We start from the raw sequence: 18114 nt of genomic DNA, 5'->3' as shown, positions 1-18114 counted from the left end.
TCCGGCCTCGGTCGGTTTTGCTTGTTTTTTTGGGCCCGGTTCGGGCCGATCTGGGGAGATTTGCATGAGTTCTCGCAGCATCCGGCAGGCATCCGTCCTGCGTCACTCCGCGCTGGCCCTGGCCCTCGCGGTTGGTCTTGGTGGTACGGGCGTCGTCCTCGCCCAGTCGACCACCGGTAACATTTTCGGTTCGGGCGCCCAGCCGGGCGACACCGTGCAGATCAGCGGCTCCACGGGTATCAACCGTGAAGTGCCGGTCGACGCGCAGGGTCGCTACCAGATCAACAACCTGCCGGTCGGCAGCTATGACGTCACGCTCAAGCGTGGCGGCGCCGTCGTCGACAGCCGCAAGAACGTCGGCCTGACCGTCGGCAAGGGCTCGGACGTCTCGTTCGGCACGACCCCGGCTACCGCCGGCGACGCGCAGTCGCTGGATTCGGTGACGGTCACCGCCAACAGCCTGCCCCCGGTCGACGTGTCCACCGTCGATTCGCGCACCGTCATCACGTCCGAGCAGCTCGCCAAGCTGCCGCTGGCGCGCACCGCCGAAGCCATCGCGCTGCTGGCGCCGGGCGCCGTGGCGGGTAGCGGCTACTTCAGCGGTCCCACCGGCAACGCGCTGGTGTCGATCGGTGGCGGCTCGGTCACCGAGAACGCGTACTACATCAACGGCTTCAACACGACCGATCCGCTCAGCGGTTTCGGCGGCATCACGCTGCCGTATGGCGCGATCGACCAGCAGGAAGTGCTGGCCGGCGGCTACGGCGCGGCTTATGGCCGTTCGGCCGGCGGTGTCATCAGCCAGGTCGGCAAGCGCGGCACGAACGACTGGCACTTCGGTGCGCAGGTCCTGTGGGAGCCGCGTGGCACCCGTTCGAAGCCGGTGAACGATCACTACATCATCAACGGCGACAACACTTCCGCCGGTGAGATCTACAACTACAACAAGAAAGACACCCAGATGCGCACGGTCGAGTCGGCCTACGCGGGTGGTCCGCTGATCAAGGACACGCTGTACATCTTCCTTGCGGCGGAGCAGGAGCGCGTCGACCAGGATCGCGTCACGTCGCAGGACAGCCCGGCTTACTACGATCGTTCGTACCGCAATCCGAAGTTCTACGGAAAGCTGGACTGGAACATCAACGACAGCAACATCCTCGAAGTCACGGGTGCGTCGAACAAGCAGAACTACAGCGCGAGCGTCTACGACTTCGACTACTCGAACCTGACGCGCGGCGACTACATCGGCAAGGACACTTCGGGTAACCCGCTGAACAAGACCGGTGCGTCGCTGTACACCGCGAAGTTCACGAGCTACATCACCGACGACCTGACGCTGACGGCCCTTTACGGCAAGATGAAGGGCACCTACTACAGCCAGATCCCGCAGACCGATCTGCCGCACATCATCAACCCGACGCTGCAGGATCCGTCGTTGAACGGTGGCTCGCCCATCAACAACGCGAACCCCAGCACGCGCGTTTATGATCCGCAGCACAAGTCGACGAACACCAATCTTCGCGTCGACCTGAGCTACCACATCGGCGATCACACGATCACGGCCGGTATCGACAACCAGGACGTCCGCGACAGCAACGACGGTCAGGGCACGTCGGGTCCGGGTTACGCCTGGGAATACCGCACGAACGATCCGGACAAGCCGATCGCCGGCGTTCCGGGTGGCTCGACCTACGTGGCGCCGCCGGGCGGCGACGGCTACTACGTCGATCGCTACGTCTACGACGCGCGCGCCTCGGTTCGCGTGAAGCAGCGCGCCCAGTACATCGAAGACTCCTGGCAGGTCAGCGATCGCTGGCTGGTGAAGGTCGGTCTGCGTAACGACCAGTTCACCAACTACAACGGTGTCTCGCAGCCGTACCTGCGCCTGACCAGCCCGCAGTGGGCGCCGCGCCTCGGTGCGACCTGGGACGTTAACGGCGATTCGAGCCTGAAGATCTACGCCAACGCTGGCCGCTACTACCTGGCCATGCCGGCGTCGGTCGCCCTGCGCTCGGCCGGTGCCTCGCTGTACACCCGCGAGTACTTCAACTACACGGGTATCGACGCGAATGGCATCCCGACCGGCCTCACGCCGATCGAGACCGCCACGGGCGGCCCGATCTCGTCGAACCGCGAGTACGGCATCCTGCGCGATCCGAAGACGGCTGCCTCGCGTGGTCTGAAGTCGGAGTACCAGGACGAGTTCATCCTCGGCTTCGACAAGACCCTCGGCGACAAGTGGGTGTACGGTGCGAAGGCGACCGTTCGCAAGCTGAAGAACGCGATCGACGACGTTGGCGATTCGGATGCGATCCTCGCCGCGCTCGAGCGCCAGGGCATCGACACCTCGACGGTCGGCCAGATCCAGGGTAGCTACCTGTTCAACCCGGGTCGCGCTTCGGACTTCCTCGTGCCGAACCTCAACGGTGGTTACTACACCGCGCACGTGACGAACGCCGACTTCGGCTTCCCGCACCTGAAGCGTAACTACTACGGCCTCGAGCTGTACCTCGAGCATCCGTTCGACGGTAAGTGGTACGGCAAGCTGGACTACCTGTACTCGAAGAGCTACGGCAACTCGGAAGGCCAGGTCCGTTCGGATATCGGCCAGACCGACGTGTCGGCCACGGTCGACTGGGACTTCCCGGCGCTGCAGGTCTACTCGGGCGGCGAGCTGTCGAACAGCCGCAAGCACGTGTTCAAGGCCTACGGCTCGTACCAGCTGACCGAGGAGTTCATGCTCTCGGGTAACCTGACGGCCGCTTCGGGTTCGCCGAAGTCCTGCCTGGGTCAGTTCGGTGCGGATGAGTCCGACCCGACCGGTTACGGCTCGTACTACCACTTCTGCTACGGTCAGCCGTCGCCTCCGGGTGCCGCGGGTCACAACCCCTGGACGTTCCTGCTCGACCTGAGCGCCGAGTACCGTCCGATGTGGGCCGACAAGAAGCTCGCGTTCAACATCACGGTGTTCAACGCCCTCAACCAGCGCGAGCGTCTCGCCACGTACCCGCAGGCGGGCACGACGACCGCAGTGGATCCGAACTACCGCACGGCGCTGTTCCAGACCACCCCGCGTTATGCGCGCTTCGGTGTCAGCTACGACTTCTGATCCTGGTGAGTCGTAAGTCGGTGCCACGCTCCATGGCGTGGTATCGGCAACAAAAAAACGCCGCCCGAAAGGGCGGCGTTTTTTTTGGTCGCGACCGGAGCGACGTCGGCCCGCCACGCCGGCGACTAGCCAGCGGACGAACAGGCTTTACTGGTTGTAGGGACCGTAATCCGCAATGTTCCAGTAGGCCTCGAGTTCCGTCTGGCTGGCAGGAGCACATTGCGCATAGGTGCATACCTGCTGGATGGTAAGCCCGCCAGGCAAGGTGTAGGCCGTTATATGCGTGCCCGGAACGATCGACGCCGGATGTTGGTCACGCCCGATGCAGTTCGACACTTCCGTCATGTGATAGGCCGTGTGGATATTTCCATACGACCCCTGGAAGTTGCTGCAGAGCGCGAGCTGCTGGCCGACGAGAGCACCGGATTCATCGAAGAATTTCGTCGAGCGTGCCTGTTCGATCGCCGCGGCGGCAGAGCCGGACATCGCGAGTGCCAACAGGGAGACATAGACGCGTTTCATCATTTCACTATTCCATTCGTGAGGGATTGCCGCCTGCATCAGTGCAGGATGCCCCTCGAAACTAGACCACACCACCGCCTGTGTCTGTCGGAGAAACCTTACATGGCAGGTTTGTGTGGACGGGCGCACGGTTTCCGGCCGAATTGGCCGACGCTTCAAACGTTTAGCGGTTTTCGGCAAACCTGAGCGGAAGCTTGCCGACCCGTTCGCGAAACGCGAGGTCTGTCCGGTCCGTCACTTGACTTTTACAGCGGCGCATTTGCCGGTATGCTCCAAGGTTCCCCCCGGAAGTCCTTGCGGCCATGCGCCGGCGTATCTTCCGTGACCCACGACCGTTCCGCTCCTTAACGAGGTTCGACCATGCGCAGGATTATCTTGTCGCTCGCATCCGTGGCCGCACTGGCGGCCCTCGCCGGCTGCAGCGGCTCCGACAACAACGGCCAGTCCACGGCCGCGTCCGCCAGCACCAGCGGCGGCGATGCCGCCCCGGCCGCGCCGGCCAATGCCGTCACCGGCACGGTGACGCTGCGCGACGCGGGCGCACAGCTCAGCCCGGACGCCAAGCTGGAGCTCAAGCTCCTCGACGTCTCGGCCGAAGGCTCGCAGCCGCTCGCCACCAAGACGTTCGCGCCGGTCACGATTCCGCAGCAGTTCCAGCTGGACTTCAACCCGTCGGACCTCAACCCGAACGACATGTACATCCTCGAGGCCTCGCTGCAGGACGGCGAGCGCCACTACTCCTCGCCGCTGAAGACCCCGGTCCTCACCAAGGGCGCGAAGAACGTCGCCAACATCCAGCTCGTCGGTGAAGCCACCCCGGGCGAGAAGGAACTGGCGGGCTTCAATAGCGTCAAGAAGAACATCGGCGGCATGAAGGTCACCCAGGGCACCGCGCTGAAGGAAGGCGAATCGCGCGGCTGGCAGATCTTCAAGAAGGGCAACGACGTCGTGTTCGTGATCGAACTCGTCGACTACGGCGACAAGGGCTTCACCTCGACCAACTACGCCTACAAGGACGGCAAGGCCTGGGTGATCGTGCAGGAGAAGAAGTCCAGCAAGGACGCGAAGCCGAACTCGATCGAGCGCGCGGGCTGGAACGATGCCGGCGAACTCGTGCTGAAGCAGAACGAAGCGGGCGGCAAGGTCGACACGCTCTCCGACGACGACGCCAACAACCTGCGCAAGCAGGCCGAGGCGATGTACTCGAAGGCCGGCGGCAAGAAGTAAGCGCCATTCGCGGTGCAAGAAAAAGCCGGCCAAGTGCCGGCTTTTTTTGTGGGAGCCGATCGTATCGGCGATCCCGCGGCAGCGGGCAATCTCGCCGCAAGCACCCATCGCGGATGCGATCCGCTCCTACCCTCCGGTAGCGGCGCAACGAAAAACGCCGGCACATGGCCGGCGTTTTTCATCGTGCGAAGCGCGTTGGATCAGAACGCCATCTTCAGCCCGAGGTTCAGGCCGTTGTAGCGCTGCGTGTCGTCGGCGAAGCGGCCCGTGTAGCTGACCCAGCCGCTCCAGGTCTGGTTGAAGTCGGCCGTGACGCCCACGTCGGCGGTCGCCCAGGTCTTGTCCGGGGTGAAGCCCTGGATGCTGAAACGGCCCGCCATGTTGACCAGGCCGGCGGTGACGAAGCGATCGTCGGCGCGGCCGTCGTGGTTGTAGGCGACTTCGACGAACGGATGCAGCGTCGTGTTGCCCGACTGCCATGCACCCTGCAGGCGCCAGCCGGCGGTCTCGATGCGGGCATTGCGGGTCTGCTTGTCGAAACGCATCGCCGTGCTGGCGTTGCTGCGCTCCGTGTAGCCGAACACGCGCAGCTGCTCCCACTCGACCGACACGTACGGGCCGGTCTTCAGCGTGTCGCTGCCGAACCACCAGCCACCCGTGAGGCCCGCACCGACGTGCGAGCCGTCGGTCTTGCCGGTCTCGGTGCGGCGAGCGGCGCCGAGGTCGATGCGGCGATCGATGTCGGTGAAGCTCAGCTGGCCGAAGCTGACGTAGCTGCCGACGTAGCCGCCGCCCGCATGGTAGAACGCGTAGCCCGAGCCGGCGATGTCCTGCATCTTGTAGCCGCCGCCGCCCTGGAAGTCCGCCTTCGACTGGGCGATGCCCATCGCGACGCCCACGGAGACGTTGTCGTTGACGCGCGCGTCGGCGCCGATCGTCAGGTTGACGTTGTCGCTGTCGGTCTTGGGCGAGGTGTCGGTGGTCTTGAACTTCTGCTGGCCGTAATCGACCGCCGCGAACACGCGCGACTCGGCGCCGAAGTTGTCGGCCATCATCTGGTTGCGCAGCGTGCGCACGTGCGCGGCGTTCGACGCCAGGCCGGCTTCGCCGAGCAGCGAGATCTGCTGGGGCGCCGTGATCACGGCGATCGCGTACTGGCCGAGCAGCGCGTGCGCCGCGTTGGTCGGATGGATGCCGTCGGCGAACAGGTAGGTCGCGGCCGCGTTCGGATCGCGCAGCGTGGCCGGCGAGCAGGTGATCGAGCTGGCCGTCGTGCACGCCGGGACGGTCACGTTGGTGAAGCCGTACGTGCTGGGGCTCGCGATCACTTCGTTGAGCAGGCCGTACGTGTCGATCGGCACGATGCCCTTGTTCGCCTGCGCGAGGCCACCCGACAGGACGCCGTTGTACACCTGCGCCAGCTGCGTGATGCCCGCCGACGCGGCGGCGCCCTGCGAGCGAGCCGCCGGGGTCTTGCCGACATCGGGCAGATTGAACACGACGATCGTCTTCGCGCCGGCGGCCTGCAGCGCCTTGATCTGGCCCACCTCGTTCGTCGCCGCGGTGGCGACGACGGTCTGCGCCGTGGCCGGGTTGCCGGCGGCGGCGAGCAGGTCGTTGGCGCCGATCCACATCGTGTACAGCGCGTTCGGGTTCGCCTTGCCACCGTTGGCGGCCAGATACTGCTGGACCTGCGTGGAGGTCGCCGGCACCGGGTTGGCGATCGCCGCACGGGCGCCGCCGAAGGCGTAGTCGGTGCCGCCAGCGAGCGACGGGGTCAGCGTCAGGTTGAAGTGCTTCGCGATGTTCTCCACGGCGACGGTGCCGGGATTCGTGGTGAAGCGCGAGACGACCGGCGAGCCGGAAAGGATCGCGACGTTGCCGTTGTCGCTCAGGCTGTCGCCGAACGAGACGATCTGCTGGTATCCGTCGGCGTGCGCCCCGGCACTGAAGAGAAGGGCGGCACCGATGGCACCGGCGAGGTGGCGAATACGCATGTGTTTCACTCCGTGTGGGGCGTTAGAGAATCGTTACGGTAATGGAAAGCCATACGGCAGCGCATGCTGCGCCGCCGCAGGTCGGGCTCTGCGGTGTCGGATAGCGTCATGGCGGCCTGCCGGCCTTGGCGGACTGCGTCGCCGCCGTGTCTGTCCCCTGAGGAAAATCGGGGGCTGCTCGCCCCCGATGGCCGGATCCGCTTATTTCTTCAGGGCGCGCGAGAACGCGTCAGCGAAGGCGCTGTTGGCGGGTGCCGGCGTCGCCTTGGGCGGCTGCGGACCGCGACCGCCCTGGCCGCCTCCGCGACGGTTGCCGCCGGGGGCGTCGTCGCGCTGTGCCGGGCGACCCGTGCGGGCTTCGCCGGGGACGTCGTCGAGGCGCATGCTGAGGGCGATGCGCTTGCGCGGCAGGTCGACCTCCATGACCTTCACCTTGACGATGTCGCCCGCCTTCACCGCGTCGCGCGGATCCTTGACGAACGTGTGCGAGAGCGCGGAGACGTGCACGAGCCCGTCCTGGTGCACGCCGATGTCGACGAACGCGCCGAAGGCGGCGACGTTGGTCACGCGGCCTTCCAGCACCATGCCCACGGTCAGGTCCTTCAGATCCTCGACGCCTTCGGCGAAGCTCGGCGCGACGAACTCGGGGCGCGGATCGCGGCCGGGCTTTTCCAGTTCCTTGAGGATGTCGCGCACGGTCGGCACGCCGAACGTCTCGTCGGTGAAGTCCTCGGGCTTGAGGGAACGCAGGAACGCGGTGTCGCCGATGACCTGCTTCACCTCGCGGCCGCACTGCTTGAGGATGCGTTCGACGACGGGGTAGGCCTCGGGATGCACCGAGCTGGCATCGAGCGGGTTGCTGCCGTCGCGGATGCGCAGGAAGCCCGCGCACTGTTCGAACGCCTTGTCACCGAGGCGCGGCACCTTGAGCAGGTCCTTGCGGCTGGGGAAGGGGCCGTTCGCGTCGCGATGCTTCACGACGTTCTCCGCCACGCTCGACGACAGGCCGGCGACGCGCGCGAGCAGCGGGGCGGACGCCGTGTTGACGTCGACGCCGACCGCGTTCACGCAGTCCTCGACGCGCGCGTCGAGCGCGCGAGCGAGCTTCACCTGGTTGACGTCGTGCTGGTACTGGCCCACGCCGATCGCCTTGGGCTCGATCTTCACCAGCTCGGCGAGCGGATCCTGCAGGCGTCGCGCGATGGACACGGCGCCGCGGATCGACACGTCGAGTTCGGGGAATTCCTTCGACGCCAGTTCGGAGGCTGAATACACCGATGCGCCCGCTTCGCTGACGACGACCTTCGACAGCTGGAGGTCCGGATGCTTGCGGATCACTTCACCGACGAGCTTGTCGGTCTCGCGCGAGGCGGTGCCGTTGCCGATCGCGACGAGATTGACGCCGTGCTGCTTCGACAGCTGCGCGAGGCGCGCGATGGACTGGTCCCACTGGTTGCGCGGCTCGTGCGGGTAGATCGTGTCGTAGGCGAGCAGCTTGCCGGTGGCGTCGACGATCGCGAGCTTGCAGCCGGTGCGGATGCCCGGGTCGAGGCCCATGACCGTCTTGGTGCCGGCGGGCGCGGCGAGCAGCAGGTCCTTCAGGTTCTCGCCGAACACGCGGATCGCTTCGTCCTCCGCGCCTTCGCGCACGCGGCCGAACAGATCGAGCGTGAGGTGCAGGTGCAGCTTGACGCGCCACGTGAGGCGCACGGTCTCGCGCAGCCAGGCATCGGCGGCGCGGCCGCGATCATGGATGCCCGCGCGCGCCGCGACGCGGCCCTCGCCCTCGGCGTGGCCCTGTTCGGGATCGAGGCCGGGGTTGAGGTCGATCTCGAGCACGCCTTCGTTGCGCGCGCGCATCAGCGCGAGCAGGCGATGCGACGGAATCTTCGCCACCGGCTCCGCGTGGTCGAAGTAGTCGCGGAACTTCGCGCCTTCGTTCTCCTTGCCCGCGACGACCGTCGCGCGGATCTGTCCCTTCTCCCACAGCCAGTCGCGCAGCTCGCCCACGAGCGCGGCGTCCTCGGCGATGGTCTCCATCAGGATCGCGCGCGCGCCGTCCAGCGCGGCGCGCGTATCGGCGACGCCCTTCTCCGCGTCGACGAAACCGGCGGCGAAGGCCTCGGGCTCGAGCGTCGGATCGTCGCGTAGACCCAGCGCGAGCGGTTCCAGGCCGGCTTCGCGCGCGATCTGCGCCTTGGTGCGGCGCTTGGGCTTGTACGGCAGGTAGAGGTCTTCCAGGCGCGCCTTGGTGTCGGCGGTGAGGATGTCGGCGCGCAGCGCATCGGTCATCTTGCCCTGCTCGACGATGCTGTCGAGGATCGCGGCGCGACGGTCTTCGAGTTCGCGCAGGTAGCGCAGGCGTTCTTCCAGCAGGCGAAGCTGCGTGTCGTCGAGACCGCCGGTGACTTCCTTGCGGTAGCGCGCGATGAACGGCACGGTGGCGCCGCCGTCGAGAAGCTCCACCGCCGCGCGCACCTGTTCGGTCTTCGCGGCGATGTCCTGGGCAATACGTTGTTCGATGCTCTGCATGTCGTTCCTGTGCGTTGCTCGGCCGGCCGGAGGTCGGGCCGGGCCGCCGATGATAGCAAGCACGGGTGACGCGCCGGCCGCGAGGCCGGCGCGCGCGTCGCCTCACGCGTCGAACGAACCGCCCGGGCCGCCGCGCGGCGCGGGAGTGGCTACCGGAGCCGCGTCGGCGCGGCCCATCAGGACATAGGTGCCCGCGAGGAGGTCGTGCACGCCCTGCTTGCGCTGGGTAAAGGCCGCGACGATGTAGAACACCATCGGAATGAGGAAGCTGAACGCGTTCACGAGGCGCACCGCGTTGCGTCCCGCGGCGCGGCCCACGCTGATGCGCCGGCCGTCGCTGTCCGTGACGCGGATGCCGACGGCCATCTTGCCTGGCGTGGCCTGCCACTTCGAACTTTCGAAGAACGCGTAATAGATGAAGCCGAGCACGAGGAGCACGAGGGTGATCGGCTGCACCGCCTCGGCATACGCCGTGATCGCGGCGGAGCGATCGGTCTCCATCTGCTTGAAGAAGGTGTTCATCACCGCGCCAAGGCCCATGCTCAGGCTGATGATGGTGAACGGCACCATGAGGATCACGTAGTCGATCACCCACGCGCCAAAGCGCAGCCAGAAACCCGCGTACTCCGGCTCCGCCACGTCGGTGATGCCCATGAACGGAGGCGGCGCCGGCGGGACGGGCGGAATGCCGCCCGGTGCCGGCCGGTCGTCCGGGAACAGTTCGCCGAGCGGACGCCAATCGGTCATGCCCTCGTACCAGCCCAGCTCTTCCGGGCGACACGTGCCGTCGCGCAGCCATTGCCGGATCTCGTCGTCCCGATAGGGGCCGAAGCGCTCGCCGTTTCGTCCGATCCAGACCTGCATGGTGTTCCTTCCGATAACCTGACTCGATGCCCGGCATGATGCCAGATGGCCCCGGCGGCCGCCGAGGGCAGGAAGGCAGCGGTTACGCCGCCCGGCGCTTCAGATGCACCAGCAGGAGCGAGATCGCGGCCGGTGTCACGCCGCTGATGCGCGACGCCTGGCCGATCGTCGCGGGCAACGAGCGTTTGAGCTTGAGGAGCACCTCGGCCGAAAGGCCGCGCACGCGGTCGTAGTCGAAGCCCTCGGGGATCGCCGTCGATTCGTGCCGGCGCTGGCGTTCGATCTCCTCGCGCTGGCGCTCGAGGTAGCCGGAATACTTCGCCTGCACCTCGACCTGCGTCGCGACCTCGGGATCGTCGACGGCCGGGCCGAGCTCCGGCATCGAGGTGAGCGTCGCGTAATCCATCTCGGGGCGGCGGAGCAGGTCGAGCGCATGGGTCTCGCGGCTGACGGCGATGCCGAGCGAGCGTTCGACGGCGGCGCCGAGCGCGTTCGTCGGCGCCGCCCAGAGACCGCGCAGGCGCGCGGTCTCGCGCTCGCTGGCGTCGCGCTTCGCTTCGAGCCGGCGGAAGCGTTCGTCCGGCACGATGCCGCGCGCATGGCCCTGCGGCGTGAGACGAAGATCCGCGTTGTCCTCGCGCAGGTGCAGCCGGAACTCGGCGCGCGAGGTGAACATGCGATACGGCTCGATCGTGCCGTTGGTGGTCAGGTCGTCGATCAGGACGCCGATGTAGGCCTCGTCGCGACGCGGGCACCACGGCGCATCGCCGCGGACCGCCAGCGCGGCGTTCATGCCCGCGATCAGGCCCTGGGCGCCGGCTTCCTCGTAACCCGTCGTGCCGTTGATCTGGCCCGCGAAATACAGCCCGGGGATGCCCTTGGTCTCCAGCGACGGATGCAGGCCGCGTGGGTCGAAGTAGTCGTACTCGATCGCGTAGCCGGGGCGCGTGATGTGCGCGCGTTCGAAGCCGGGAATGGAGCGCACCAGCGCGTACTGCACGTCGAAGGGGAGCGACGTCGAGATGCCGTTCGGGTAGATCTCGAAGGTGTCGAGTCCTTCGGGTTCGACGAAGATCTGATGCGAGGTCTTGTCGGCGAAGCGCACCACCTTGTCTTCGATGGACGGGCAGTAGCGCGGCCCGACGCCTTCGATCTGGCCGCTGTAGAGCGGAGAGCGATCGAGGGCGCCACGGATCAGGTCGTGCGTCGCCTCGGTGGTCTGCGTGATCCAGCAACTGACCTGGCGCGGATGGTCCGCGGCCGATCCCATGAAGGAGAAATGCGGCATCGGATCGTCGCCCGGCTGCTCGTCGAGCACGGAGAAGTCGATCGTGCGGCTGTCGATGCGCGGCGGCGTGCCGGTCTTCAGCCGGTCCGCGGCGACGGGAAGCTCGCGCAGCTTCGCCGCGAGGGTGGACGCCGGCGGGTCGCCGGCACGGCCGCCCGCGTACTGGGCCTGTCCGATGTGGATCTTGCCGGCGAGGAAGGTGCCTGCCGTCAGCACGACGGCGGGCGCATGGAAATCGAGGCCCATCTGCGTCCGCACACCGGCGACGCGCCCATCGACGAGGATGAGGTCGTCCACCGCCTGCTGGAACAGCGACAGGTTGGCCTGCGTTTCGACGATCGAACGGATGGCCGCCTTGTACAGGGCGCGGTCCGCCTGGCAGCGCGTCGCCCGCACGGCAGGTCCCTTCGACGCGTTGAGCGTGCGCCACTGGATGCCCGCCCGGTCCGCCGCCATGCCCATGGCACCGCCCAGCGCATCGATCTCCTTGACCAGATGGCCCTTGCCGATCCCGCCGATCGCGGGATTGCAGCTCATCTGGCCGATCGTCTCGATGTTGTGGCTGAGCAGGAGGGTGCGCGCGCCCGCGCGGGCGGCGGCAAGCGCGGCCTCGGTGCCGGCGTGTCCGCCACCGACCACGATCACGTCGTAGGTTTCTTTATGCAGCATGGGAAGGGTGGGCTCGATGGGCCAGGATCGCGATTTTACGCCGGTCGGGCCGTGGCCGCTCGCGCCCGGATACGGCAACGGGAACCTCGGTGGCACGACTCATGCATCCGTATTCGTGCACTTCCACCGGGCAGACGCTGCGCGATCAGACGCGCGCCGAGGCCGAACGCAGGGGTTTGGCCGCGTGCCGGGGGAAGGAAGCGGGATGTGGGCAAGGATGCCCCATTCGGTTCGACGAATGAGATCTGGCGCCCGGCGGTCTCAGGAACAGGGGGAATCCAGGATGACCGTGCTGCCGGGCGCCAGAAACCGAGTGACTGGCACGAACAGCCGCGACCGATGTCGCGGCTTTTTTTCGTTGTTGCCAACATACACCGTTCGAATGAACCGTGTGTGACTTTTGCGTCAAAAAACTGCTCCGTTCCGGCAAACAGTGACGCAGTACGTCAGTTTCTAACGCTGGACGAGACCCGGCGTGACGCGCCGCACAAATTCAGCCGAGTGCGACGCGCGCCAGGATGTCGGTCAGGTCGCGGGAGAGGTCCTTCCGCGCAGCCAGTTCCGACACCACGGCATGGGCGGCTTCGCGCCTCACCGGTTCGAGGCGTTTCCAGCCGTTGAATGCCGTGGCCACGCGGGCCGCGACCTGGGGATTCAACCCGTCGATGGCGACGAGGCGGTCGGCGAGCCACCGGTACGCCGCGCCATCGGCGCGATGGAAGCCCGTTGGATTCGCGCGGGCGAAGGTGCCGATGAGCGACTGCACGCGGTTCGGATTCTTCAGCGTGAAGGCGTTGTCGGCCTCCAGCGCCTGGACCCGCGCCAGCGCGCCGTCGCCCGGCAGCGCCGCCTGGAGTGCGAACCACTTGTCCAGCGCGAGCGCGTTGCCGTCGTAGCGCTGGCGGAAGTGCGCGATGGTCGTGGCCGCGCTTGCCGGATCGTGCAGGGCGAGCGTGGACTGCGCCGCGAGACGGTCGGTCATGCCCGGTGCCTCGGCGTACTGCGCGGCGGCGAGCGCGACGGCCGTGTCCTTGTCGACCAACGCGATCAGGTCGAGGACGCGCCGCTTGAGCTGCCGGCGGGCCTGGCTCTTCGCGTCCAGCGCGGCGCTCGTGGCGGCGCGCAGCTTCTCGTAGCGGGTACGGAGCGCGTCGGCGCCGATCCGCTGCGCGAGCGCGCGGAGCATCGCCTGGCGCGCCGCGCGGATGCGGTCCGGATCGCGTTCGGCCTGGCGTTCGACCAGCTCGATTTCGCCAGGCGGCGTCAGCAGTTCGGCAAGCAGCGCGTCGTCGAGCGACGGGTCGGCGAAGAGATCGGCGAGAGCCCGGGTCCACGCGTCCAGGGCCAGGCCATCGGGGCGCCCGTCGCGGCAGTCGTCGTAGGCCAGGGCGGCGAGCTGCTGGCCGGCCTCCCAGCGATTGAAGCCGTCCGGATCGTGGCGAAGGAGCACCGCGAGCTCGGCCGGGGCGTAATCGCACTCGAGAATGACCGGCGCCGAGAAACCACGCAGCAGGGACGGCACCGGTACCGTATCGACGTCTTCGAACACGTAGCTGCGCTCGGCGGTGTCGAGCACCACGGTACGTTCGGTTCCTTCCGCCGCCGGCTCGCCCTCGAGGCGCAGCGGCAACGCCCGGCCTTCGCGATCGAACAGCGAGAGGCGCACGGGGATCGGCAACGGCTGCTTGTTGACCTGACCCGCGGTGGCCGGCGTGCGCTGGCGCAATGTCAGCCGGTAGCGCCGGGTCGCGGGATCGTGTCGGCCATCCGCCGTGAGGCGCGGGGTGCCGGCCTGGCCGTACCACGCGAGGTAGGGCGTGAGGTCGATGCCATTGGCTTCGCCGAGCGCGCCGAGGAAATCCTCGATCGTCGCGGCGCGACCGTCGTTGCGGTCGAAGTACAGGTCCATGCCCTTGCGAAAGCCTTCTTCCCCCAGCCGGCCGGCGAGCATCCGCACCAGCTCGGAGCCCTTCTCGTAGACGGTGGCGGTATAGAAGTTGTTGATCTCGCTGTACTGCGAGGGGCGCACCGGATGCGACAGCGGACCGGCATCCTCGGGAAACTGCGCGCGACGAAGCAGCGCGACGTCCTCGATGCGCTTGAGGGACGCGGAATTCATGTCGGCCGAGAAGCTCTGCTCGCGGAAGACCGTGAGGCCTTCCTTCAGGCTGAGCTGGAACCAGTCGCGGCACGTGACGCGGTTGCCGCTCCAGTTGTGGAAATACTCATGGGCCACGACGGCCTCGACGTGACGGTACTCGTCGTCGGTGCTGGAGTCCGGATCGGCGAGCAGGTACTTCGCGTTGAAGATGTTGAGGCCCTTGTTCTCCATCGCGCCCATGTTGAAGTCGTGCGTGGCGACGACGTGGAACACGTCCAGGTCGTAGTTGCGTCCGTAGGTGCGCTCGTCCCACTGCATCGATCGGATCAGCGAGTCCATCGCGTAGCCGCAGCGGTCGATGACGTCGGCCTCCGCCCAGATGTGCAGGGCGACGGCACGCCCGTCGGCGGTGGTGTAGTCGTGGCTGATGCGCTCCAGGCGGCCGGCCACCAGCGCGAACAGGTAGCTCGGCTTCGGATGCGGATCGACGAAGCGGGCCCAGTGGCGGCCGTCGGGAAGGTCGCCTTCGCCGTCCGGGTTGCCGCCGGCCAGCAGCACGGGAAAGCGCGCCTTGTCTGCGCGCAGCGTCACCGTGTAACGCGAAAGCACGTCCGGACGATCGGGGAAGAAGGTGATGTGACGGAACCCCTCCGCCTCGCATTGGGTCAGCAGGAAACCTTTATCGCGACTGCCCGAAAGATAAAGCCCCTCGAACGCCGTGTTCTCAGCGGGCAGCAACGCCACCCGGGTGGTCACCGTGCATGCCGCGGCGGCGACGGCGAATTCGAGCGTCCCGTTGTTGAGGATGTATTCGCCTTCGGCCAGCGGCCGCCCGTCGACGTCGATCGACAGCAGTTCCATGCCCTCGCCCTGCAGGCGCACAGGTTCGTCGGCCTGGCGGACGAGATCGATTGTCGCGAGTACCTCGGTGCGGTCGATGCCGAGGTCGAACTCGAGCGCGACATGCTCGACGGTCCAGGCCGGAGGCCGATAGTCGGCGAGGCGGATGACGGCGGTGGGGGCGTCGGAACGATCGCTCATGGCGGCAGGGCAACGTTTGTCTGGTGTGTCTGGCAGGCTAACATGCGGTCGAACCCGTCAAAAGGAAGTCCCACCATGTCCCGTTTCACCGTGACGCGCGCCTCGCTCGGGGCGCAGGAAATCGTGGTCCTGCGCGATCTCGACGACGACCGCGCGGTCCGCATCGCCCGAAGTGGCGCCACCGTGCTGTCGATCACCACCGAAACGGGCGGCAAAACGCACGACATCGTCGACGGATTCAGAAACGAGAAGGAGCTCCTCGGCCACAAGGGCTCGCGATTCGCCGTCATGACGCCCTTCGCCAACCGCGTCGACGATGCACGCTTTACCTTTGAAGGATCATCCTATGACTTGCAGCCAGGTGCCGTGGGCGCCGACCGCGCCGCGCGCCATGGTTTTCTCCGCGGTGTCATCTTCGATGTGACGGCCGAGCAAGGCGGCGAGAGCGCCGCGACAGTGACGTTCTCGACGAACATCGCTCCGGACGAGCATCCCGGTTATCCGTTCAGCCTCGCTTTCTCGATCACGTACACGCTGGACGCCAACGGTCTCACGCTCGAAGCGACGACCACCAACACCGGTCACCGCGACGCGCCGACGTTCTTCGGCTGGCACCCGTACTTCCGGATCTCGTCCCATCCGATCAAAACATGGGAACTGCATATCCCCGCCGACACGGTCATCGCCGCCCGGGAGGATTTCATCCCGCTGCCCGGGACGGCCGCGTGGATGTCGCTCGATCGCGCCGACCGCAAGCTCGACTTCCGGAAGCCAAGGCTCATCGGGGACACGGAACTCAACAACACCTACGCCGATCTCCAGTTCGATCCCGACGGGCGCGCGCGCACCCGCCTGCGCGATCCCGCGACGGGCCAGTGCATCGCCCTCTGGCAGGAGCGCGGCGTCATGCTTGCCTTCACGTCCGACACCGCCGAGCGCGACGCGCGCAAGTCGGTCGCCCTCGAGCCGATGGAATGCATGCCCAACGCCTTCAACCGCGAGGACTGCGCACCGCTGATCACGCTCAAGCCCCGCGAAAAGCGCAGCTTCGTCTGCGGCGTGGAGTTCGACGCATGACCCTGCCGACCTTCGCCGACGTGCGCGACGCGGCGGCGCGCATCGCACCCCATGCCCTGGTCACCCCGGTGCTGCGTAGCGACCGTATCGACGCGCTCCTCGGCGCCACCATCGTCTTCAAATGCGAGAACCTGCAGCGCGGCGGAGCGTTCAAGTTCCGCGGCGCGACGAACGCCGTATGGTCGCTCGGCGACGACGAGGCCGCGCGTGGCGTCGTCACGCATTCCTCGGGCAACCACGGCAACGCGCTGTCGATGGCCGCACGCACGCGTGGCATCCCCGCGCACGTCGTGATTCCGGAGGGCGCGGTCAAGGCGAAGGTCGATGCGATCGTCGCCGCCGGCGCGACCGTGCACCGTTGCGCCCCCACCACGGCCGCGCGCGAGGCCATGGCGGCGGAGGTGCAGGCGCGGACGGGCGCGCGACTCGTGCATCCCTACGCCGATCCCCTCGTCATGGCGGGGCAGGGCACGCTCGTGCCTGAACTCTTCCGCCAGGCACCGGGACTCGACACGCTGCTGTTCCCCGTCGGTGGCGGCGGCCTCGGCTCGGGCTGTTCGATCGCCGCGCACGGCATCGACCCCGCGGTGAAGCTGTTCGGGGCGGAGCCCGAAGGGGCCGACGACGCGGCGCGCTCGCTCGAAGCCGACGCGCGCGTTGGGCCTTTCACTCCCGACACCGTCTGCGACGGACTGCGCACGCTGATCGGCGAGCCGAACTTCCACGTGCTGCGCGAACATGGTGTCCAGGTGCTGCGTATCAGCGACGCCGAGGCGATCGCCGCCATGCGCCTGCTCTGGAGTGAATTGCGGATCGTCGTCGAGGTGTCGAGCGCCACGGTGCTCGCGGCCGCGCTGCGTTATCCGGAGCACTTCGCCGGCCGTCGCATCGGCGCCGTTCTCACGGGCGGCAACGTCGATCTCGACGCGCTCCCCTGGTGACAGGGAAGCGTCGCTTCTGTGAGCCGCGCCCATCGCGCTGACGGCAGGACACGGGTATCGCCGGTCGTGCGCACGGACAGCGCATCGCGAATTCAACGGACAGGCCGGCCGTTCCCGTAGCCCTATCCTCGCCGCTCCTACAGGACGACGGGGCGGGACATGCGTTGCAGCTGGGCAGAGCGAAGCGAAGTGGAGCGCGCTTACCACGATGACGAGTGGGGCGTGCCCGTGCATGACGACCGGACGCTGTTCGAGCGCCTGGCGCTGTCCACGGTGCAGGCGGGCCTCGCCCTGCGCACCGTGCTGGCGAAGCGGGCATCGTTGCGGGCCGCCTTTCACGAGTTCGACATCGACCGCGTGGCGGCGATGACCGATGCCGACATCGCCGTCGTCCTCGCCGATCGCGGTGTCATCCGGCACCGGCTGAAGGTGGAGTCGATCCGCAACAACGCCCGCGCCGCGCGGCGGATCGTCGAAGCGACCGGCTCGTTTTCCGACTTCCTGTGGACGTTCGCGCGGCCCGCCGAACCTCCGCGGGCGCGACCGGACAGCGAGCCGCTACCCGGTCGCAGCGACGCGTCGGATCTGATGAGCGAGGCCTTGCGGCAACGTGGTTTTCGCTTCGCGGGCACGGCGATCTGCCATGCCCTGATGCAGTCCGCGGGCATGGTGAACGATCACGCGGTCGAATGCTTCCGTTACCGATGACGCTCCGTTCACCGCCGATGCACCGTCACCGCGGTGCC

Annotated in this window: 11 protein-coding genes; 5 read left to right on the top strand and 6 right to left on the bottom strand. The window is 67.3% G+C overall.

Annotation, left to right across the window (positions count from 1 at the left end; genetic code table 11):
• Positions 1 to 64 precede the first annotated feature (64 nt).
• Entirely contained in the window at positions 65 to 3109 is a 3045-nt protein-coding gene (locus BMY69_RS15775) for a TonB-dependent receptor (protein WP_090179983.1), read from the top strand.
• Between the two features lie 147 nt (positions 3110 to 3256).
• Here BMY69_RS15775 and BMY69_RS15770 read toward each other — a convergent pair whose 3' ends face one another.
• Positions 3257 to 3634: a hypothetical protein gene (locus BMY69_RS15770; protein ID WP_090179980.1), complete on the bottom strand. Its 378-nt coding sequence runs from the start codon at positions 3632 to 3634 to the stop codon at positions 3257 to 3259.
• 357 nt (positions 3635 to 3991) lie between these two features.
• Between BMY69_RS15770 and BMY69_RS15765 the strand changes: the two genes are divergently transcribed.
• The gene (locus BMY69_RS15765) at positions 3992 to 4858 is read left to right on the top strand and encodes a DUF1481 domain-containing protein (RefSeq protein ID WP_090057797.1); all 867 of its coding nucleotides are present in this window, start codon (positions 3992 to 3994) and stop codon (positions 4856 to 4858) included.
• Positions 4859 to 5058: 200 nt separating this feature from the next.
• Here BMY69_RS15765 and BMY69_RS15760 read toward each other — a convergent pair whose 3' ends face one another.
• The 5 genes from BMY69_RS15760 to pepN all read right to left on the bottom strand — a co-directional run bounded on the left by BMY69_RS15760 (position 5059) and on the right by pepN (position 15350).
• Positions 5059 to 6855 carry an autotransporter outer membrane beta-barrel domain-containing protein gene (locus BMY69_RS15760; RefSeq protein WP_090179977.1) on the bottom strand — a complete coding sequence of 599 codons (1797 nt, stop codon included), beginning with the start codon at positions 6853 to 6855 and terminating at the stop codon, positions 5059 to 5061.
• A 201-nt stretch (positions 6856 to 7056) separates the two neighbouring features.
• On the bottom strand, positions 7057 to 9387 hold the full coding sequence (locus BMY69_RS15755) for a Tex family protein (RefSeq protein WP_090179974.1): 2331 nt from the start codon (positions 9385 to 9387) through the stop codon (positions 7057 to 7059).
• 102 nt (positions 9388 to 9489) lie between these two features.
• Positions 9490 to 10251, bottom strand: coding sequence for an RDD family protein (locus BMY69_RS15750; RefSeq protein ID WP_090179973.1), 762 nt, complete (start codon positions 10249 to 10251; stop codon positions 9490 to 9492).
• Between the two features lie 82 nt (positions 10252 to 10333).
• Complete coding sequence (gene mnmG / locus BMY69_RS15745; protein ID WP_090179971.1) at positions 10334 to 12208, bottom strand: tRNA uridine-5-carboxymethylaminomethyl(34) synthesis enzyme MnmG; 1875 nt, start codon at positions 12206 to 12208, stop codon at positions 10334 to 10336.
• A gap of 493 nt (positions 12209 to 12701) precedes the next feature.
• Entirely contained in the window at positions 12702 to 15350 is a 2649-nt protein-coding gene (pepN, locus tag BMY69_RS15740; RefSeq protein WP_090179967.1) for an aminopeptidase N, read from the bottom strand.
• Between the two features lie 75 nt (positions 15351 to 15425).
• Between pepN and BMY69_RS15735 the strand changes: the two genes are divergently transcribed.
• From BMY69_RS15735 to BMY69_RS15725, 3 genes are all read left to right on the top strand, one after another.
• The gene (locus tag BMY69_RS15735; RefSeq protein WP_090179964.1) at positions 15426 to 16427 is read left to right on the top strand and encodes an aldose 1-epimerase; all 1002 of its coding nucleotides are present in this window, start codon (positions 15426 to 15428) and stop codon (positions 16425 to 16427) included.
• Positions 16424 to 17368, top strand: a complete 945-nt coding sequence (locus BMY69_RS15730) for a pyridoxal-phosphate dependent enzyme (RefSeq protein WP_090179961.1) — start codon at positions 16424 to 16426, stop codon at positions 17366 to 17368. Before BMY69_RS15735 ends, BMY69_RS15730 begins: the two co-directional genes overlap by 4 nt.
• 159 nt (positions 17369 to 17527) lie before the next feature.
• A complete protein-coding gene (locus BMY69_RS15725) occupies positions 17528 to 18076 on the top strand; it encodes a DNA-3-methyladenine glycosylase I (protein WP_090179958.1) in 549 nt (182 codons plus the stop codon).
• The last annotated feature ends 38 nt before the right edge of the window (positions 18077 to 18114 follow it).

The sequence above is a fragment of the Luteibacter sp. UNC138MFCol5.1 genome (assembly GCF_900110505.1).
GTDB lineage: Bacteria > Pseudomonadota > Gammaproteobacteria > Xanthomonadales > Rhodanobacteraceae > Luteibacter.
The sequence above is the reverse complement of the archived record's forward strand: the minus strand, read 5'-3'. Positions and strand labels throughout refer to the sequence as shown.

Excerpts from the sequence above, each read along its gene's own strand:
- BMY69_RS15775 (WP_090179983.1), top strand. The coding sequence starts at position 65 with ATGAGTTCTCGCAGCATCCGGCAGGCATCCGTCCTGCGTCACTCCGCG.
- BMY69_RS15770 (WP_090179980.1), bottom strand. The coding sequence starts at position 3,634 with ATGATGAAACGCGTCTATGTCTCCCTGTTGGCACTCGCGATGTCCGGC.
- BMY69_RS15765 (WP_090057797.1), top strand. The coding sequence starts at position 3,992 with ATGCGCAGGATTATCTTGTCGCTCGCATCCGTGGCCGCACTGGCGGCC.
- BMY69_RS15760 (WP_090179977.1), bottom strand. The coding sequence starts at position 6,855 with ATGCGTATTCGCCACCTCGCCGGTGCCATCGGTGCCGCCCTTCTCTTC.
- BMY69_RS15755 (WP_090179974.1), bottom strand. The coding sequence starts at position 9,387 with ATGCAGAGCATCGAACAACGTATTGCCCAGGACATCGCCGCGAAGACC.
- BMY69_RS15750 (WP_090179973.1), bottom strand. The coding sequence starts at position 10,251 with ATGCAGGTCTGGATCGGACGAAACGGCGAGCGCTTCGGCCCCTATCGG.
- mnmG (WP_090179971.1), bottom strand. The coding sequence starts at position 12,208 with ATGCTGCATAAAGAAACCTACGACGTGATCGTGGTCGGTGGCGGACAC.
- pepN (WP_090179967.1), bottom strand. The coding sequence starts at position 15,350 with ATGAGCGATCGTTCCGACGCCCCCACCGCCGTCATCCGCCTCGCCGAC.
- BMY69_RS15735 (WP_090179964.1), top strand. The coding sequence starts at position 15,426 with ATGTCCCGTTTCACCGTGACGCGCGCCTCGCTCGGGGCGCAGGAAATC.
- BMY69_RS15730 (WP_090179961.1), top strand. The coding sequence starts at position 16,424 with ATGACCCTGCCGACCTTCGCCGACGTGCGCGACGCGGCGGCGCGCATC.
- BMY69_RS15725 (WP_090179958.1), top strand. The coding sequence starts at position 17,528 with ATGCGTTGCAGCTGGGCAGAGCGAAGCGAAGTGGAGCGCGCTTACCAC.